At 36.1% G+C, this 17,345-nt stretch carries 18 protein-coding genes; 17 read left to right on the top strand and 1 reads right to left on the bottom strand.

What is annotated here, in order from left to right; translation table 11 throughout:
• Positions 1-258: 258 nt before the first annotated feature.
• The 11 genes from AC106K_RS12395 (at position 259) to AC106K_RS12345 (ending at position 10,211) form a co-directional block, all read left to right on the top strand.
• A complete protein-coding gene (locus tag AC106K_RS12395) occupies positions 259-825 on the top strand; it encodes an OmpH/Skp family outer membrane protein (RefSeq protein ID WP_482445665.1) in 567 nt (188 codons plus the stop codon).
• A 136-nt stretch (positions 826-961) separates the two neighbouring features.
• A complete protein-coding gene (locus AC106K_RS12390; protein ID WP_482445664.1) occupies positions 962-1,348 on the top strand; it encodes an acyl-CoA thioesterase in 387 nt (128 codons plus the stop codon).
• Positions 1,349-1,432: 84 nt separating this feature from the next.
• Entirely contained in the window at positions 1,433-2,602 is a 1,170-nt protein-coding gene (locus tag AC106K_RS12385; protein ID WP_482445662.1) for a hypothetical protein, read from the top strand.
• 49 nt (positions 2,603-2,651) lie between these two features.
• Complete coding sequence (locus tag AC106K_RS12380; RefSeq protein WP_482445660.1) at positions 2,652-3,032, top strand: hypothetical protein; 381 nt, start codon at positions 2,652-2,654, stop codon at positions 3,030-3,032.
• A 287-nt stretch (positions 3,033-3,319) separates the two neighbouring features.
• A complete protein-coding gene (locus tag AC106K_RS12375) occupies positions 3,320-4,582 on the top strand; it encodes an erythromycin esterase family protein (RefSeq protein ID WP_482445659.1) in 1,263 nt (420 codons plus the stop codon).
• Between the two features lie 50 nt (positions 4,583-4,632).
• Positions 4,633-5,301 (top strand): DUF6624 domain-containing protein, encoded by a 669-nt coding sequence (locus AC106K_RS12370; RefSeq protein WP_482445658.1) that lies wholly within the window; start codon positions 4,633-4,635, stop codon positions 5,299-5,301.
• Between the two features lie 180 nt (positions 5,302-5,481).
• A complete protein-coding gene (locus tag AC106K_RS12365; RefSeq protein ID WP_482445656.1) occupies positions 5,482-6,927 on the top strand; it encodes a serine hydrolase in 1,446 nt (481 codons plus the stop codon).
• Between the two features lie 216 nt (positions 6,928-7,143).
• Positions 7,144-7,590 (top strand): 6-pyruvoyl trahydropterin synthase family protein, encoded by a 447-nt coding sequence (locus AC106K_RS12360; RefSeq protein ID WP_047097353.1) that lies wholly within the window; start codon positions 7,144-7,146, stop codon positions 7,588-7,590.
• Positions 7,591-7,613: 23 nt separating this feature from the next.
• Positions 7,614-8,384 (top strand): UDP-2,3-diacylglucosamine diphosphatase, encoded by a 771-nt coding sequence (locus AC106K_RS12355; RefSeq protein ID WP_482445654.1) that lies wholly within the window; start codon positions 7,614-7,616, stop codon positions 8,382-8,384.
• A 191-nt stretch (positions 8,385-8,575) separates the two neighbouring features.
• Positions 8,576-9,568, top strand: a complete 993-nt coding sequence (locus tag AC106K_RS12350) for a LuxE/PaaK family acyltransferase (RefSeq protein ID WP_482445653.1) — start codon at positions 8,576-8,578, stop codon at positions 9,566-9,568.
• A 97-nt stretch (positions 9,569-9,665) separates the two neighbouring features.
• Positions 9,666-10,211, top strand: a complete 546-nt coding sequence (locus tag AC106K_RS12345; RefSeq protein ID WP_482445651.1) for a hypothetical protein — start codon at positions 9,666-9,668, stop codon at positions 10,209-10,211.
• Between the two features lie 848 nt (positions 10,212-11,059).
• On the opposite strand, the gene aqpZ is transcribed toward AC106K_RS12345, so the two are convergent.
• Positions 11,060-11,776 carry an aquaporin Z gene (gene aqpZ, locus AC106K_RS12340; protein WP_482445732.1) on the bottom strand — a complete coding sequence of 239 codons (717 nt, stop codon included), beginning with the start codon at positions 11,774-11,776 and terminating at the stop codon, positions 11,060-11,062.
• A 218-nt stretch (positions 11,777-11,994) separates the two neighbouring features.
• On the opposite strand from aqpZ, the gene AC106K_RS12335 reads away from it, so the two are divergent.
• The 6 genes from AC106K_RS12335 (at position 11,995) to AC106K_RS12310 (ending at position 17,029) form a co-directional block, all read left to right on the top strand.
• Positions 11,995-12,615, top strand: coding sequence for a DUF5715 family protein (locus tag AC106K_RS12335; protein ID WP_482445650.1), 621 nt, complete (start codon positions 11,995-11,997; stop codon positions 12,613-12,615).
• A gap of 65 nt (positions 12,616-12,680) precedes the next feature.
• The gene (locus AC106K_RS12330; RefSeq protein ID WP_482445648.1) at positions 12,681-13,460 is read left to right on the top strand and encodes a hypothetical protein; all 780 of its coding nucleotides are present in this window, start codon (positions 12,681-12,683) and stop codon (positions 13,458-13,460) included.
• Positions 13,461-13,476: 16 nt separating this feature from the next.
• Positions 13,477-14,100, top strand: coding sequence for a hypothetical protein (locus tag AC106K_RS12325; protein ID WP_482445646.1), 624 nt, complete (start codon positions 13,477-13,479; stop codon positions 14,098-14,100).
• Positions 14,101-14,117: 17 nt separating this feature from the next.
• Positions 14,118-14,882, top strand: coding sequence for a sensor histidine kinase (locus AC106K_RS12320; RefSeq protein WP_482445645.1), 765 nt, complete (start codon positions 14,118-14,120; stop codon positions 14,880-14,882).
• Positions 14,851-15,528, top strand: coding sequence for a response regulator transcription factor (locus AC106K_RS12315; protein WP_482445643.1), 678 nt, complete (start codon positions 14,851-14,853; stop codon positions 15,526-15,528). The genes AC106K_RS12320 and AC106K_RS12315 overlap by 32 nt, the downstream gene beginning before the upstream one ends.
• A gap of 148 nt (positions 15,529-15,676) precedes the next feature.
• Positions 15,677-17,029, top strand: coding sequence for a phospholipase effector Tle1 domain-containing protein (locus AC106K_RS12310; RefSeq protein ID WP_482445641.1), 1,353 nt, complete (start codon positions 15,677-15,679; stop codon positions 17,027-17,029).
• The last annotated feature ends 316 nt before the right edge of the window (positions 17,030-17,345 follow it).

Genomic DNA, 17,345 nt, shown 5'->3' with positions numbered 1-17,345 from the left:
ACGGATACACGAATAATTTTAAATAAATATGGGGCACATTAAACGATGTTCATATTTTACATCCGGTAGTTTTTTAGATCATGTGACCATCCATATTTTGATAATGACAAAAATCTCTGTAAAAAAACTGCTTAATTCAAGGAAAATAATCCCGTATTTATCCGTCTTCATCAGGCTTAAAAAGTCGATAGAGATTTGATGAAAATTTGTGTTATATTTGACGGCAAAAAACAAACGTTTTTGAAAATTATATTAAAAATGAATTTAATTAAAGTATTTTTTATTACAGCCGGATTAACATTGACGGCTAATGCTGCGAATGCTCAGCAGAAAATTGGGAACGTAAACTCCGATGATGTCTTTGCTAATTTATCCGAAGTAAAAACAGCAGCTGCAGCTATTGATAATCTGACTAAAACTAAGCAGACTGAAGTTGAAAAACTGATCTCTGAATACCAGACAAAGCTGAAAGCAGCACAGGACAAAGAAAAAACATTAAGCCAGGCTAATAAAGAAGCTGTGACAAAAGAACTAATGGCTGCACAGACAGAATTGGAAGCTCTGGGTAAGAAAATAGAAGACACAAGAGCGCAGGCTGCTAAAGAAATTGGTGCCAAGCAAACTGAATTGTACACACCTTTACAGCAAAAAGTAAAAGGAGCAATTGCTGCCGTAGCAAAAGAAAGAGGATTGAATTATGTTTTCGATACTTCATCACAGGATGCTAACAATCTTGTTTACACGGATGGAAGTGAAGATATAACGGCTCAGGTGAAAACCAAACTAGGAGCTACAGCTACCCCTGCAAAAGCTAAAGGTAAATAATCATTTCAACATTGAATATAGACGGAATCGGATCAGCATCTGGTTCCGTTTTTTTATAGATGGCCACCATCTTTGTCTCAAAAGAATGCTGGAAATTTTATTTTTAAATGATACATTTGAGTAAACTTTCAGACGGATGAATTTAGTGCATGAAAAACAGATAAAAGTAACGGAAGAACATATTGATGGAAATAATCATGTCAACAATGTACAGTACGTACACTGGGTAGAAGAAATAGCGGCAGAGCACTGGGAACTTTTAAAACATAAGACAGACTATGTAAACGATGCATGGATGCTGCTGGACCATCATATACAATACAAAAAACAGGTTTACCTGAATGATGTGATCACTGTGAGAACCTATCCAATGGCCCCTGAAGGTGCTAAACAGCCAAGAAAAGTAGAATTCTACTGTCATGACGAGCTTGTGGTAGACTCAGCAACACTTTGGATTCTGTTCGATCCGGAGACCAAAAAAATCAAACGCTTAGAAGGAAATTGGCTGGAAAAGCTGATTTAGACTTCATAAAACTGAAATCAATGAGTAAGCATTCATTGATTTTTTTTATTTTTAAGCTTTTCGCCAAAAAACAAAAACGATAACATGAAATTATTTTATTCGATAAGCTTATTGCTTCTTAGTATATCAGGATATTGCCAGGAAAACCATTACTTGTTTTCTGATGACGTTAAAAAGACAATACTGGAAGACTCTACCCAATCAGCATCCTGGAAGAGTCAGATGGGAGCAACATATTATTCTATAAGTGGAAAATATAAACCCGCTTTGGAAATGTGGGATACGGTCATGGGCAGAACTAAAAAACTCAGTACTCCTGACAGTCTGAGATTCTCAAAATTAACGCCTGTCAATGCCAGAGATTATATTATGGACAGAGCGTCCCGTGAAGAAATGATCATCATCAACGAAGCCCATCACAATGCTAGCCACCGGGCTTTTGCCTCTTCATTGCTTCAAGGGCTGTATGATAGAGGATACAGATACCTTGGTGTGGAAACTCTGGCCAATGATTCTTTAAATACTACAAAATTTGCCAACCTGAATAGCGGGTTTTATTCGAAGGAACCTGAATTTGGGAATTTTCTTTATCAGGCTCTGAAAATCGGATTTAAACTTTTCCCATACGACGCAGAAGGAAATGGAAAAGAAAGAGAAATAGGGGAAGCAAAAAATATTTACGAATTCATGCAGAAGAATAAAGAAGGGAAATATCTGATCTATTGTGGTTATCAGCATGCTTATAAAGGAGTACATAAAAGCTGGGAGAAAACAATGACAGAGCGACTGATGGATCTTACCGGATTAAATCCTTTAACGATAGACCAGACTCAGTTTTCAGAAAAAGGTCTTCCAAAATATAACGAGCCGTTGTTACGATTAGTAAAGAATACTGTTCCGGTGATTTTAAAAGATAAAGATCAGGTCGTATACAATGGAGAAGATAAAGTGCTGTTTACCGATATTAAAATTATTCATCCCGCTACGCAATATAAAAAAGGAAGACCCGGCTGGATGCTGACTGAAAACCGAAAATGGTATGAAGTTCCGGCTTCCCAAGTTCCGGAATATCCGGTTCTCGTGATGGCGTACAGAAAAGGAGAATTTGAACGGGAGGGAATTCCTGCCGATATTATTGAACTTAATGATTCTAAAGACACTCGTTTTTTGATTCTCAATAAAGGCAACTACGATATTGTGATGATGGATCGTAAATACAAAGTAGTTAAGAAATTTGATAAGACGGTAAAATAATAACGGTTCATGATATGGAAGAGTGCACACATATAAAAGATGATTGAAAATGAAGAATAAGCTAAGAAAAATAGTGATCAATAATCTGGAATACCTGTATTTTGTCACCGTCCGGTTTCATGCAGGAACAGGTATGAATACGACGTCCGTAAAAGTATTTTTGAGTGGCTTCAAGAAGACCCCTCTGATCATTGAATTCCTGACCCTAAATGATTATTATATAGGATCACGTTTAAATTTTGGGATTATGCTGATGAATAAAATGACCCATGTTGAAACTGAAGTCAATCTTAATAAACCCGGACTCATCAGGAAGCTTATTTTACAAGGACAGGAGAATGGATGGTCCGGAATCAATACTATTGAAGTACAAAATGGACTTAGTTATCTGGAAGAATTAGGTTTTGAAACAAACCCATTACAGCAGTAGAGATTTAGTTTTTATCAATGAACTGTAACCTCTCGCATTGAGCGTTGTCTTTAGTAAAAACAACAGGATTATACACCGGTAATAACAAATAAGGAAACAGTTGAAAGACGGTCCATTTTTATTCTTTAAAAAACAGGAATAAAAGGAAGGTTAATAATAGGTTAATGAAGGCTGTCCGTTCAGAATTTGTATTATTTTTTTCTAGATTGCAATCATTAAAATAACCCGTTTCTGACGTTTTGATATGATCTGTAAGAGGGGAAATGTATAACATAAATGTATTAACGATGCTAAGGAAATTCTTTCTATTCAACATACTATTGACATCATCAGTAGTATTTTCACAAAATTCAAAACAGGAAACACCAATTCCTGATCAATTGACTGATGGTAAAAATATGGCCAAAGCTGTAAAAAATATCAGTGACCAATTGAAAGGACAGCTTATTGTAGGGCTTGGTGAGGGAACACACGGAACAAAAGAATTCAATGAGATCAGAAGTGAACTTTCAAAAAGGCTTATTGCTAAAAATGATTTTAAAATCGTGGCGTTTGAGAGTGCCTATGGAGATGCAGCCCTTTTGAATGAGGCTCTTAATTCCGATGAGGATGTAAATACCATATTAAAAAGTTATATGACTTCTATCTGGCAGACGAAGGAGATAGCAGATCTTTTGACCTGGATTAAAACATACAATAAAAACCATAAAGACAAAGTGGTTATCTCAGGCTTTGATACCAATGCTTTAGCCAATAATGTAGCGATTCTTAAAAAAGGCAGTATTGCAGAAAAAGAATATTCAGAGCTGGTTGCTGAGCTTGATAAAAAAGCGAACTTCCAGGATGAAATGTGGGAAAAGCAGAATGATCCTTCTTTCAGACTGGATATGAATGCGGTCATTAAAAATGGTACGGAAGGCTATTTTCTGGCAAAAAAAATGGACAGTATCTATCATGGGAAAATAGAGGTGAAGAGCAGATTAGCCCTTGATAATCTTAAATTAGGATTCGAAACCATGTACGAGGCCAGTAAGAAAAATTACGATGTTTCAAGAGATTATATCATGGCGGAAATGATTGCAAAAATTCAGAACGGCTATAATAAAAAAATGATATTGTTCGCCCATAACGCCCATATTGCACTGAAACCGATCTTAGTAGACGGAATGGGCGGATATATTAAGAAAAAATATGGAGAAGGCTATTATGCGGTGGCAACGTTTACAGGATTTGGAACTTACAGTGCCACAAAAGATCCGCGTGCTGTAAAAAAGAATGAGTATAAGTCCTATACATTACCTGCACAAATGAAAAACAGCTGGGAAGAAAAACTAAGCAATAAAGAATACAAAAATTATTTTGTGAACTTCAGAACAAATAAAGATGCATTGTATCAAAATGCCTTAAAGATGAGGTTTATAGGATATGGACCCGTCATTCCGGAGGCAGAGCAGTATACCATTACAGAACCGATAAAACTTAATGAGTGTTTCGATGGAATGATCTTTATAAAAAATACCAATGCTTCAGAACATCTGGCAGCTGGTTAATAATTAGAATTCTTTATCTTGTAACCATTTCTTCATCTAATAATAAGTCTATGAAAAAAATACTTTTATCAGGGATAATACTTATTGCTATAAGCTGTAGCTCTCACAAACCTCTTTCAGATTCTGAGCGTGGAAAGATTATTTCTGAATTAGACTATATCCGGAATATTGATCAGCAATATGCAAGAATACCGCCTAAAGAAATGAGAGAAAAATATGGTGAAGAGAAGGCCTGGAAAATATTTGAAGCCAAAAGGGACAGTGTTGGGAAAGATAACCAGAACAAAATCAAAAAGCTATATATTCAATATGGCTACTTAGGCTTTAAGCAGGTGGGAAAAGAAAATACTACCAAATTCTGGATCTCCATACAACATGCCGATAATGATGTTGAATTTCAGAAAGAAATGCTTGCAGCAATGAAAAAAGAGATCAAAAAGAATAATGCCCACAAAAATGAATATGCTATGCTGGAAGATAGAGTGGCCATCAATTCCAATCAAAAGCAACGATTTGGGACACAGGTAACCTATAATAAAGCTGAGCAGGCAGTTCCTAAAAATGGTTTGAAAGACAGTGTGAATGTTGATAAACTACGTCTGGAGTACGGACTGTCAACCTTCAAAGATTATTACAATCAAATGACTACCATGCATTTTGAAATGAATAAAGAGTCTTTTGTAAAAAAAGGAATTACAGGACCCAAGCTTTATCAGTAATAAAATGAGCAGATCATTTTTATTAAAATCTGTGTAACCTGTGAAATTTATGAAAAAATAAAAAACAGATTCCAGCCAGGAGTCTGTTTTGCATTTTATTTTATCTGACAAAATCTGAATGATATGTAATATTTTAATACCAACAAGTGTCTTAATAAAGAACCACAAACCGATTAGAAAATGAAAAGATCAGTTTTAGCCACTTTATTTTTGAGCTTATCTCTTCTGGGATATGGCCAGACAGCAGAACAGACGAAGAATATTGATAACTATATCAGGCAGGTGATTCAGGTCAATCAAATTCCCGGTATGGCCGTTGGGATTGTGAAAAATAACAAAATAACATTCCAGAAATACTACGGAACAGAAACGTTGGAAAATAATAAAAAAGTGGATGCCAATTCCATGTTCAGAGTATATTCTACAACGAAACTGATGACAAATGTTGGCCTTTTTCAACTCATCGAGCAGGGGAAAATAGCGCTGGATGATAAAATTTCAAAATATCTGGACAATTTACCTGAAGCGTGGCAAAACGTCCAGGTCAAAAATATTTTAAGCCATTCCTCAGGCATTCCGGATTGGATTCGCTTCAGTGATATTTCCGTAGATGATACCAATGCTGCAGTCATTGCCAGGCTGTCAAAAGAAAAAATGGATTTTGAAACAGGGAGCGATTATCGGTATAATCAGACCAATTATCTGCTGATTGCCATGATCATTGAAAAAATAACAGGTGAAAAATTTGAAGACTATATTGTGAAAAATCAGTTTTCAGATGCTAAAAACCAGGTGGTATTTTCATCCAATTCCATTGAAGACATTCCGAACAGAATTGTAAAATATATCTACAATAAGGATACGGACAAATATGATAAATCTACTTTTGTAGAAGGAAGAAGAGCTCACCCGGCCAATGGTCTGGCCATTACATTACCTGCCTTTTTACAATGGGGCATCCATTTGAGTAAAAATGATTTTCTAAAGCCGGAAACCACAAAAATGATGTGGAAGCCTTTTGATTTTAAGAACAAAGATATTCTTTTCGGAAATGGGTGGGATATTACTGAGGTAAACGGAACAAAATTCTATGGTTTTTCCGGGGGAAATGTAAGCGCGTACAGAATATATCCGGATCAGGATATGGCGATTATTTTTATGTCGAGTGGATATAAAAATTTTCCAATCCATTATCTGTTGGTCAATCATATAGCAGGACTAATGGATAAGCGTTTGCTGAATCCTTATATGGCAGCAGAGGAATATACAAGGTCAGAACCTTTTGCTCATCCGGGACTTCAAAAGAAAACCTACGGTTACAGAACCGATAAAGATCATATCATTTTCTCTTATCCATATCCTGAAAACTCAGGTGCAGAATGGATTAACAATGTTTCAGTGACGGGGTCATTTAATGACTGGAACCCCGAAGATCAGGCTTACAGACTGAGTCTGAAAAAAAACAAAACCTTTGAGCTGGCAGTACCGAAATCAAAATTTGAAAAAGGAAAGACCTATACCTTTAAGTTCGTAATGAATAAAGGTGGCTGGCTTTCCGTACCTTATCATGCAATGAATGTGGATGGAACAAAGGATAATAATTTAACTTTTAAAATTGATCATTAGATTTCAATATCATAAGAAACAAACCCGCCGGAAAATATAAAATGCTCTCAAAAGTGGTCTAACTTTTGGGAGCATTTTATTTGTTGCTCTTTTTATCTTAACTTTGAACATAAATTTTACAGTTTTTCATCAGGTTGATCACTTTTTTTTGACCTTTCTGTGATTTTTTATTTATAGAAAGATGAAAATCAGTAATTTAAAACTTATTCATTGAGTATGATACGTATTACAAAAATTTTTACATTCGAAACCGCTCACGTACTTTATAATTATGACGGGAAATGTAAAAATATGCATGGACATTCCTATAAGCTGTTTGTGACAGTGAAAGGAAAACCGATTAATGATATTGAAAATCCTAAAAATGGAATGGTGGTTGATTTCGGAGATATTAAAAGTATCGTAAAATCTGAAATCGTAGACGTCTGGGATCATGCGGTTCTCGTAAATGCGCTGTCTCCACACAAAGAATTGGGGGATGACCTTGAGCAGAAAGGGCACAAAGTAATCTATTGCAGCTTCCAGCCTACCTGCGAAAATATGCTGTATGCCATTGCAGCCAAAATAAAATCAAGACTTCCTGAAGGAATTTCTCTGGCTTATCTTAAACTTCATGAGACGGAAAACTCTTACGGAGAATGGTTTGCAGAAGATAATCAATAATTTTATCCAACAAAACTCAGACGGTGTTAAAAACAACAATCAATCTAGAACCCGGGAAGAAAGTATATTTCGCTTCAGATCAGCATTTTGGTGCTCCTACTCCTAAAGAGAGCCGGGTACGTGAAGAGAAGTTTATACGTTGGATGGATGAAATAAAGGAAGATGCCCAGGTTTTGTTTTTAATGGGCGATCTTTTCGATTTCTGGCATGAATGGAAACATGTTGTTCCCAAAGGCTATGTACGTGTTCTGGGAAAAATTGCAGAACTGAAAGACAGAGGAATTCATATTTACTTCTTTGTAGGAAACCACGATTTGTGGATGAAAGATTATCTGGAAGAAGAAATCGGGTGTACCGTTTTTTATCAGAAACAATACTTCGAAATGGGAGGTAAGCAGTTTTTACTGGCCCACGGAGATGGATTGGGACCTGGTGACAAAGGATACAAGAGAATGAAAAAAGTCTTTACCAATCCGGTGGCACAATGGTTTTTCAAATGGCTTCATCCTGATATTGCTATGAAAATCGCATTGTATCTTTCCCAGAAGAATAAAATGATCTCAGGAGAAGAAGATAAAGCATTTTTAGGAGAAGATAAAGAGTTTCTGATCATCTATTCTAAAGAAAAACTCAAGACAGAGAAGATCGACTACTTCATCTATGGACACAGACATCTTCCTATGGTGCTGGATCTGGAACAGAAGGCAAAATATGTCAATTTGGGTGACTGGATTTCTTACTTCACCTACGGCGTTTTTGAAAAGGATTTTGAACTGAAAACGTTTGATAAATAAACAAAAAAATTACCCCTGAGAGAGGTAATCTTTCGAATAGACTGAGATCTATTCTTGTTTTTAATCCATATTCCACTTTAGAACTTGCAAGAAGTTTACCAAAGTAGGGTGGCCATATTAAAAAATTATTAAATAAAATTATTTTATCCTTATAATTGCTTTATAATGAGCAGGTAAAGGATTATGAAAAAATGGAACTTAAAAATATATTCAACATACAGACAGAAGAAGATTTCCTGAAAGCATCTTTGAAAACATTTCGTTATCAGTATGAAAATGTTGAGGTATACAGGAAGTTTGTTGATTTTTTGAAGGTCAATCCTGATGAAGTGAATCATTTGGACAAAATACCTTTTCTTCCGATAGAAATGTTTAAAAATCATCAGATTCTTGACCGCAACGTGACGGCAGATCTGTTTTTTCAGAGTTCCGGAACCACGCAGATGAACCTTTCAAAACATTATATTGCCGATCCGGAATTGTATGAGGAAAGTATTTATAAAAGTTTTGAGCAATACATCGGTAAGCCTGAGGAATTTATTTTCCTGGGACTGCTGCCAAGTTATCTTGAAAGACAAAACTCTTCACTGATTCATATGGTAGACTATCTGATGAAGAAATCTGCCAGACCGGAAAACGGATATTTCCTTTACAACCATTCCGATCTTTTTGACCTTTTGAATACATTAGAAGATAAAAAAGTGATCCTCTTCGGAGTTTCATTTGCCCTGCTTGACTTTTTAGATTACTGCCATTCCGAACAAAACGGGAAATCTCTGAATTTTCTTGAAAATTTAATCGTTATCGAAACCGGAGGAATGAAAGGCCGTAAAGAGGAAATGACAAAAGACGAATTACTGAAGATTTTACAGGAAGGCTTTAAGACCAATAAGATCTATTCAGAATATTCGATGACAGAGCTGTTGTCACAGGCCTATTCCCTTGGAAATAATGAATATGAATGTCCGAATTGGATGAGAATTATGATCCGGAATGCAGAAGATCCTTTATCTTATGAAAAAGAGGGGAGAACCGGAGCTATTAATATCATTGACCTTGCCAACACCCATTCCTGTTCCTTTATTGCCACTCAGGATCTGGGAAAAATAATCGGAGATAAATTTCAGGTATTAGGAAGAATCGATCATTCCGACATCCGCGGCTGCAGTTTGCTGGTCAGCTAAAGATATTACCATAATAAGATTCAGAGCCCATGTCTCTCATCTCTTCGTCTATTATCTTTCATCTATTATCTCTTCATCTCTTTAACCCATTCAGATCATGATTAAAATAGAAGAACTTGTTCACGCTTATATTCATACCCATTGCGATTTTGAAAAAGAACTCGTTCTGACTAATTATTTTCAGGCAGACTGGGAGGCGGATATTCTGATCATAGATGCAGAAGGATTCAGTCATGAGATTGAGATCAAATTTTCGAAAAGTGATTTTAAAAATGATTTTAAGAAATCATACCTTAATAAAGATACCGGGGAAAAATACCTGAAGCATGATAAAATTTCGTGTGGTGATTATATCTGCAATGCATTTAGTTTTTTGCTTCCGATGGGAATGGTAGAAGCTTCACTCATTCCTGAACATTGCGGAATCATAGAATTTTATCATAATGTAGACACTTGGGAAACCGAATTCTACCTGATCCGCCCACCGAAAAAACTTCATGAAGATTCCTATTGGAAACTGAATGATAAAGATCTTTTTATCCGGAAAATGGCACTTAATCTGCTTCAGCGCAAAATGGAGATTAAAGGAAAACACGAAGAACTTATTTTCAAAAATCCTTTTGAAATCAAAAAAATAAAATAGGGGCAATTCCCCAAAAAAATAAGACTATTCTTTTTTCCACAAACATATTTAATTTTCTCCATAAAGAAGATCATTCGTGCGTTCGTGGCAATCTTAATATAAAGCTTTAGATATTTTTTTGCCACGAATGCCTTTAGATTTGCAAAAGGATTTAGTAATAAATTAGATACTAATTAAATTCTGAAGAACCAGAGAAAATAAAGTGAACTAAACGAATGCATAGAAACGAACTATTTCGTGTATCAGACTCTATTTTCTCTTTTGAATACTCGCCATTTAGAATTTTAAGCATTGTGGCTTATTAAAGGTTTTAGCATGATTCAAAATGGTTCATTCAGGATTAGCCTAAATCCAAAGTTATGAAAACTTATTTTATTGGAATAGATATTTCCAAGGATACACGAATTTTTTATTTGCAGTGTTATTGTGGATGGAAGCAGATTGGTTTTAATTTCTCAGTTTATTTATGGATCAGGAACAAAATTTGAGAGTACAAAATCTATACTTTTTATGGAAGCAGCAAGTCATTTTTTAATCGCAAAGAAAGATGATTCAAATTTTTTATTTTAGCAAACTAAGAAGTGCACCTTGTCGCTGAAGAAGCTTAGTGGATGTGCATTTGCTTAGGAAGAATCAATGAAATTGATTCCATCCTTTGCTCTCTTGAAAATATGAGATAAGAGGCTAAAAACTTTGCGTTAAATTAAATTTCATAAATACAATATTATACCCAGTTTTTGAGACTGATCCGTATTTATTATAATCGTTGACGTGAGAAAATCAATGTCAAACCAAACAAAAAAATCCTGCCAGCTGACAGGATTTTATATTATTGAAAATGCTTAACATTAATCTACGATTTCATCAGCATCTCTCTGAAGTAAGAATTTGTAGATCAGTCCACCCACAATTCCTCCCAAGATAGGTGCTACCCAAAACAACCATAGCTGTGACATCGCACTTCCTCCTACGAAAACAGCCTGAGAAAGAGATCTTGCAGGGTTCACAGAAGTATTGGTGATAGGAATAGAGATCAGGTGAATCAGGGTAAGCGCAAGACCAATAGCAATCCCGGCAAATTTACCGTTCGCCCATCTGTCTGTAGCTCCCATAATCACAATAAGGAAAAACGCTGTTAATAAAAACTCAGCCAGGAATGCTGCTCCCATACTGAAAGCCTTTCCGTTATATACGGCTTCACCGTAAAAGTTAGTGGCAAAAGCCCCCGGTGCTGAAAAATCTACAGCTCCCGCACCATTAAGGATGGTATACAGAGATGCTGCCGCTACAATAGCTCCCAGACACTGGGCTACAATATAAGGGATAAGGTCTTTTGCAGAAAATCTTCCGCCTGCCAGAAGCCCGAAAGAAACTGCCGGATTGAAATGTCCGCCGGAAATATGACCTACAGCGTAAGCCATCGTAAGAACGGTAAGACCAAAAGCGAAAGCAACTCCTAAAAGTCCGATCCCAATATCTGGAACACCGGCTGCAAAAACAGCGCTGCCGCAACCTCCGAAAACAAGCCAAAATGTGCCGAAAAATTCAGCAAAAAGTTTTTTTATCATGTTGTTTATTCTAAAAATGTATCTCAAATGTAGAGTTTATATCTTAAAATAAAAAGTTAAATCTGAAAAAATATTTCAAAAATGAGGGAACAAAAAGTTATAAATTCAACAATTTGGTTTAATGTTTGTTTGGGTTGTAATCAGATAGTATGATGAGCCATTTTAAAAATAATATAATTGGTTTATCATTCATTTTGAATTTAAAAGGATGGTTAATGAGAAAGTTTCTTTGTGTGGTCTTCGTACCTTTTATTTATAGTTTACATTATTCGCAGGCGGCAAAGAAAACTTTCCCCTGTTATGATCTTACGACTGTTCTGAAAGTGGAGCCTACAGCGCTTTACAAATCCCATCTTGATGCCTCGAAAAGTTTCGGAATACAGCTGCTGAAAGATTCTAAATCTGTACAGAAATATATCAACAATGGAAAATTTCACAAAATAAAAAAGTCCGGAAAAGGGTATCAGGTACAGCGGCTCGACTACAGCAGGGCGTACATGGTTTCCAAAGCCAAGACAACTCTGGAGAAAATAGGTTCTAAATTCAGCAAAGATACCAAAGGAGGAACATTTACCGTTTCATCCATTACCAGAACCCTTGAGGACCAGTGCAGGCTGAGAAGAGTAAATTCTAATGCTTCGCTGGGAATAAGTTCCCACAATTATGGTAATTCTTTTGACATTTCTTATGTAAGATTCAACAATGTTCTTAAGTATAATCCGAAAATGGAAATTGCTTTGGAGAAAGTTTTAAAGCACTATGCTGATGCCGGGAGAATTTATTATATAAAAGAAAAACAGCAGAGCTGTTATCATATTACAGTGAAAAATTATTAATTAAAAATCATACTTGCACAGCATGTTTAGTTTACATAATTTTATGCAGCTAAAAACCATGCTATATGACAACAGTAGACCTTCAGATTTCAACACTTTCTTATGAAGAATGTAAATTCGCAATGGATCAATGGACCAATTGCAGATCTTCCTTCTATGAAATAAAAAAAAGAATTCCTACCAATTACGTTTTTAATCTTTCCAAAGAAAATCTTGACTGGATGAGAAACATCGGTAGTAAATCACCGGAATTCTGTGCAGGAGTGGGATTGTATAAGGATCAGCTTATTTTGATTCTGTACCCAATGGATGATTCAGGAAAAAGAATAGAGGCCAGAGAATACCCTGTCAGCTTTCTTTCTGAGCTTACAAGAGATGTGATGCTTCAGGAAATTCAGCAATATACCATCGTTAAAAATGCGGTTCTTTCCAAAGGTCTTGAGCCAATAGGAAAAGATGCAGATATGGCATTTCCTATATCTGAAAAGCCGGTTCTTGAGCAGGATGTAGCATTGGAAGCCATCGAAAAATGGAGACTTGAAGCAATGGATTGGTTCTACAGAGAATGTGGAATTGACAAAGGAACGGGAATCTTCAGAAAATTCTATGTTCCTACCGCAGATCTTTGCCTTACAGATGAAGGATTAACAGATATTGTATGTTCTTTCGGACTTAAGTACAACGATATTTATGGAAAGATGCTTGCTACGCTGATCTTTATCTCTTTCCGTGAAAATCTTCAGAACGCAGGCCGTGCACAAACGATTTCAAATACCTATGACTGGGCAAAACCATGCCCGCCTATCTGCCGTCTTCCGGATGATGGAGTAGGTTGTGAATTTTAAATTATTAAAGTAGGGAATGGCTGAACTTTATAAAGCAATTTTATTCCTGAACTATGGGCTGCTTCTATCAGTTATAGTGCTGGGAGCAGCTAAATACCGCATATTAGATCGTAAAGAAAAGCAATATTTTTATTGTATTGCTTTTCTTTTTTTTATTGAGCTGATCAATTTTGTATTGCCTTATATTTTCAGACTCAATGATACTTCATTCCTTTATCCCGTCTATATTGCCGGGGAATTTTTTCTGCTGACCGGTTTATTCATCAGGAAACTGGATTGGCCTGCCTATATCCGGGGATTCGTAGCAGCAGCTGCAGCCGGATTTATGGTGGCTAAATATGGCTTTGACTGGCCGTCTAATGCAGATATAGCAAAAGTAGTTTCCAATATCATCATCATTTGCCTTTCCGGATATGTGCTGATCCGTGAGATTAAGAATGCTTCCGTTCAGGGGCGCTTCCTTTGGGTAGATGCCTGTATTTTTTTCTATTATTCCGTTTCGGTGTTTATTTTTATCATTCAGCATCAGATTGCCAATCTGTCGGAAAACGACTATTACACACTTTTCAGTGCCAATAATATTCTTTCAAGCATTTTATACTGTTCATTTTTATATACCTTTATCAGATTAAAGAAGTAACTTTAAATATCAACCTGTTGATTCTTATAATTGTTACCATAGCAATTATAGTATCTTTTATTCTGCTTGCGTACAAAGCCTTTATCACCAGAATCATTAAAGAAAAGAATGTACAGCACGAAGCAGAAGTCCTGCACCAGAAAAAACTGGTCTTGGAAAATATTAAAGCTCAGGAGGAAGAGCGGAAGAAAATAGCCGTCATGATTCATGATGATATAGGAAACCGACTCAATATTTTGTCTCTATGGCTGAATAATCTTGATACCCAGGGTGATGAACTGATCAAAAAAAATATTTACAGCCAGATGTCTTCCCTGATTGATGCTGCCAGAAGTATTTCTCATTCATTGTATCCCGTAAATCTGGAATCGGTAGGACTGGTTCTGTATGTAGAGGAACTGATTACCAACCTCTCCCACAAAATCAATATTTCCCTGCAGGTGATGCCCGGATATGAAAAAAAAGATCTCTTTGTGGAAGTACAGCTGTACAGGATTATTCAGGAATTTACAACTAACGTGATCAAGCATTCCACTGCAACAGACCTTTGGATCTACATCAAGGATTATCCTGAAAACATGGCGGTCGTTATTTCGGATAACGGGCAGGGATTTGATTACGAACAGGTAAAAAAAGGAATGGGAATCAAGAATATTGAATCCCGGATCAAGTCAATGAATGCCACCCATAAATGGAAAAAAACTTTTTTACATAAAGGAAGTCGTCTAATTATTAAAATTCCAAAACATCATGAGTTCCCAAATCAAAATAGCCCTGATTGATGATGAACAGCTGATCCTTGAAGGGGTAAAAATGCTGCTGTCTAATGAAAAGAACATATCGGTCTGCCTTACTGCTGACAACGGACCTGATTTTATAGAAAACCTGGGGAAACTTTCAAAAGAAGACTTTCCGGATCTAGCCCTTGTAGATGTACAGATGAAACCTATGAATGGTTTTGAACTGGTAGAAATTCTCAAAGAAAAATATCCCGAACTCAAAATTATCATCCTTTCTTCCCACTACAAAACTTCTATTCTCGGATATATGGTCAAGCTGGGCGTTTCAGCATTTCTTCCTAAGAACTCCAATAAGAAAACATTTATAGATGCTATCACAATGGTGAACAAAAATGGAGTTTTCTTTACTGCAGAAGATCATCAGATGCTGTTTAGCTATATGAACAGTACCGCTAAGAAAAATTCCCTTTTTGAAACAGAAGATGAATTGTCTGAGCGAGAAAAAGATGTCGTAAAGCTGATCTGCCAGGAATTTACGAACAATGAAATCGGAGAAAAACTCTTTATCAGTCCCAGAACCGTAGAAAGTCACAGACAGCGGATTCTTGAGAAGATCGGCGCTAAAAATACGGTGGGTATTGTCATTTATGCCATTGTAAACAATATCTACTCGCTTGAAAAAATATAATATGATTCCGTAGAAATACGGAATTTTTTATTTGGTACTTTCCACTCTATATTAATTTATTTTTCTTCTGTTATTTTGAAATGTCTCTTCTGGAGATTTTGGATGAAAACAATATACAGATAGAATCTGTAAGATAAATAAACAAAGCATGAATGATAACAGAGTGATTTCCGTTGGGATCTTCTTTGATGGCACAGGTAATAATGGAGTCAATGCACTTTCCCCGGATAAGCCGCTGAATAATAATGAAAGTTATTTCGGTGCCTTTACCAATATTTATAAACTTTACAGTTTATTCAATGGGAATAAAAAAATATATATCGAAGGAATAGGAACGGTAATAGGGCGTGAGGACAGTAATTTTGCAATGGCAACCTGTGCCAATCCTCCTTATGGAATAGGATATTCTTCAGATGATAAACTTCAGAAAGCTGATGATTTTGTACAGGAAATACTCACGGATGCAGACGCGGAATATCATTTTTATATCTATGGATTCGGAAGAGGAGGCATGCTGGCGAGAACTTTTGGTAACCAGATATTATCCTATTATTCTGCTTTGAAAAACTGTAAAATCAGGTTCTTAGGAGCTTTCGATACAGTAGAGTCAAAACCTTTTAATAAATATGATCTGAATTTATCTGTCGGAGTAGAAAATGCACTGCATATCTGTGCCATGACTGAAGGAAGGTTCTTTTTTCCACTTACCGGGTTTTTTGAAAATTCAAAAACGATGCGGGATCAGAAATCAGAAACGTATTCATCCGTATGGAAAGAAATTTTTGTTCCGGGTGCCCATGCAGATATAGGCGGAGGTTACCTTGAAGGGCCGCAGTCGGTTTATATTTCTACAGATTTTGTCAATAGAGGAGACTTAGAAGAGTATATTTCAGAGATCAGGAATAGAAGGACCAATACAGAAGGGCATAAAATCTGGGATGCCCTGCTCGCCGGTTATCAGGTGGAGACAAGAGAGATATTTTCACAGGCATACGTATGCCGGGACAGAGTATATAATGATTTGTCTAAAGTATATGGAAAACTGATGCTGGAAGAAACCAATATTATATCACCTGTTTTCAGCTTAGAGAGTGATGTATACTTTGGAATGGATTATAACAGACATTTTTTACTGAACCGTTTTGCCATAAAGCTAAAAGAATATTTGAAAGATCTTTCAATGGACAGAAAACCTGTGTATGATTTCGAATGGTTGGCAGATTATACCCATATTTCAGCCAATTTCGGCTTATACAGAAAGGGATTTCAGGAGAGGACAGAATGGGAGGTCAATGCAGAGCTTATCAATAGTGGTCTGAATGTTTCCAGCAGTACCACGACAGATCAGGATAGTCATGCGAGGCTTTCCGTAGAGCTTCATCTGCCCGAAGACAGTTTTGTAGCAGATTATCTTTACGGAACCAGCGTACCCAATAATGATATTTGGATCCGCTCTATCGTAAAAGCACCTGTAGCCAGATTAAATGAAATGAATAAATAGTGCAAGCACTTGAGTTTTAAATTTAGGTTAGAGACCGTCTTAGAGATGGTCTCTTTTTTTTGATTTCATGTCTGGATCATAATCACTTTTGATTCTGAAGAATTAAATGGGATCGGGTTCAAAAGTTAGAGGAACAGTACAAAACATACACTATTTTGTTGAATGGAACAATCTATTTTAAAAAACGTAAAGAAAGTTCATTTGAATGTTTTGTTTTAGGGAGCAAAGAATAGCGACTTTGTCGCTGAAGAAGCTTGATGGATATGCATTCGCTTAGAAAGAATCAATGAAATTGATTCCATTCTGTGCTTCCTTA

The sequence above is a fragment of the Chryseobacterium sp. FR048 genome, from assembly GCF_056844665.1.
The sequence above is the reverse complement of the archived record's forward strand: the minus strand, read 5'-3'. Positions and strand labels throughout refer to the sequence as shown.

Bases quoted from the DNA above. Each gene is read 5' to 3' on its own strand.
- AC106K_RS12395 (WP_482445665.1), top strand. From the start codon at position 259: ATGAATTTAATTAAAGTATTTTTTATTACAGCCGGATTAACATTGACG.
- AC106K_RS12390 (WP_482445664.1), top strand. From the start codon at position 962: ATGAATTTAGTGCATGAAAAACAGATAAAAGTAACGGAAGAACATATT.
- AC106K_RS12385 (WP_482445662.1), top strand. From the start codon at position 1,433: ATGAAATTATTTTATTCGATAAGCTTATTGCTTCTTAGTATATCAGGA.
- AC106K_RS12380 (WP_482445660.1), top strand. From the start codon at position 2,652: ATGAAGAATAAGCTAAGAAAAATAGTGATCAATAATCTGGAATACCTG.
- AC106K_RS12375 (WP_482445659.1), top strand. From the start codon at position 3,320: ATGCTAAGGAAATTCTTTCTATTCAACATACTATTGACATCATCAGTA.
- AC106K_RS12370 (WP_482445658.1), top strand. From the start codon at position 4,633: ATGAAAAAAATACTTTTATCAGGGATAATACTTATTGCTATAAGCTGT.
- AC106K_RS12365 (WP_482445656.1), top strand. From the start codon at position 5,482: ATGAAAAGATCAGTTTTAGCCACTTTATTTTTGAGCTTATCTCTTCTG.
- AC106K_RS12360 (WP_047097353.1), top strand. From the start codon at position 7,144: ATGATACGTATTACAAAAATTTTTACATTCGAAACCGCTCACGTACTT.
- AC106K_RS12350 (WP_482445653.1), top strand. From the start codon at position 8,576: ATGGAACTTAAAAATATATTCAACATACAGACAGAAGAAGATTTCCTG.
- AC106K_RS12345 (WP_482445651.1), top strand. From the start codon at position 9,666: ATGATTAAAATAGAAGAACTTGTTCACGCTTATATTCATACCCATTGC.
- AC106K_RS12335 (WP_482445650.1), top strand. From the start codon at position 11,995: ATGAGAAAGTTTCTTTGTGTGGTCTTCGTACCTTTTATTTATAGTTTA.
- AC106K_RS12330 (WP_482445648.1), top strand. From the start codon at position 12,681: ATGACAACAGTAGACCTTCAGATTTCAACACTTTCTTATGAAGAATGT.
- AC106K_RS12325 (WP_482445646.1), top strand. From the start codon at position 13,477: ATGGCTGAACTTTATAAAGCAATTTTATTCCTGAACTATGGGCTGCTT.
- AC106K_RS12315 (WP_482445643.1), top strand. From the start codon at position 14,851: ATGAGTTCCCAAATCAAAATAGCCCTGATTGATGATGAACAGCTGATC.
- AC106K_RS12310 (WP_482445641.1), top strand. From the start codon at position 15,677: ATGAATGATAACAGAGTGATTTCCGTTGGGATCTTCTTTGATGGCACA.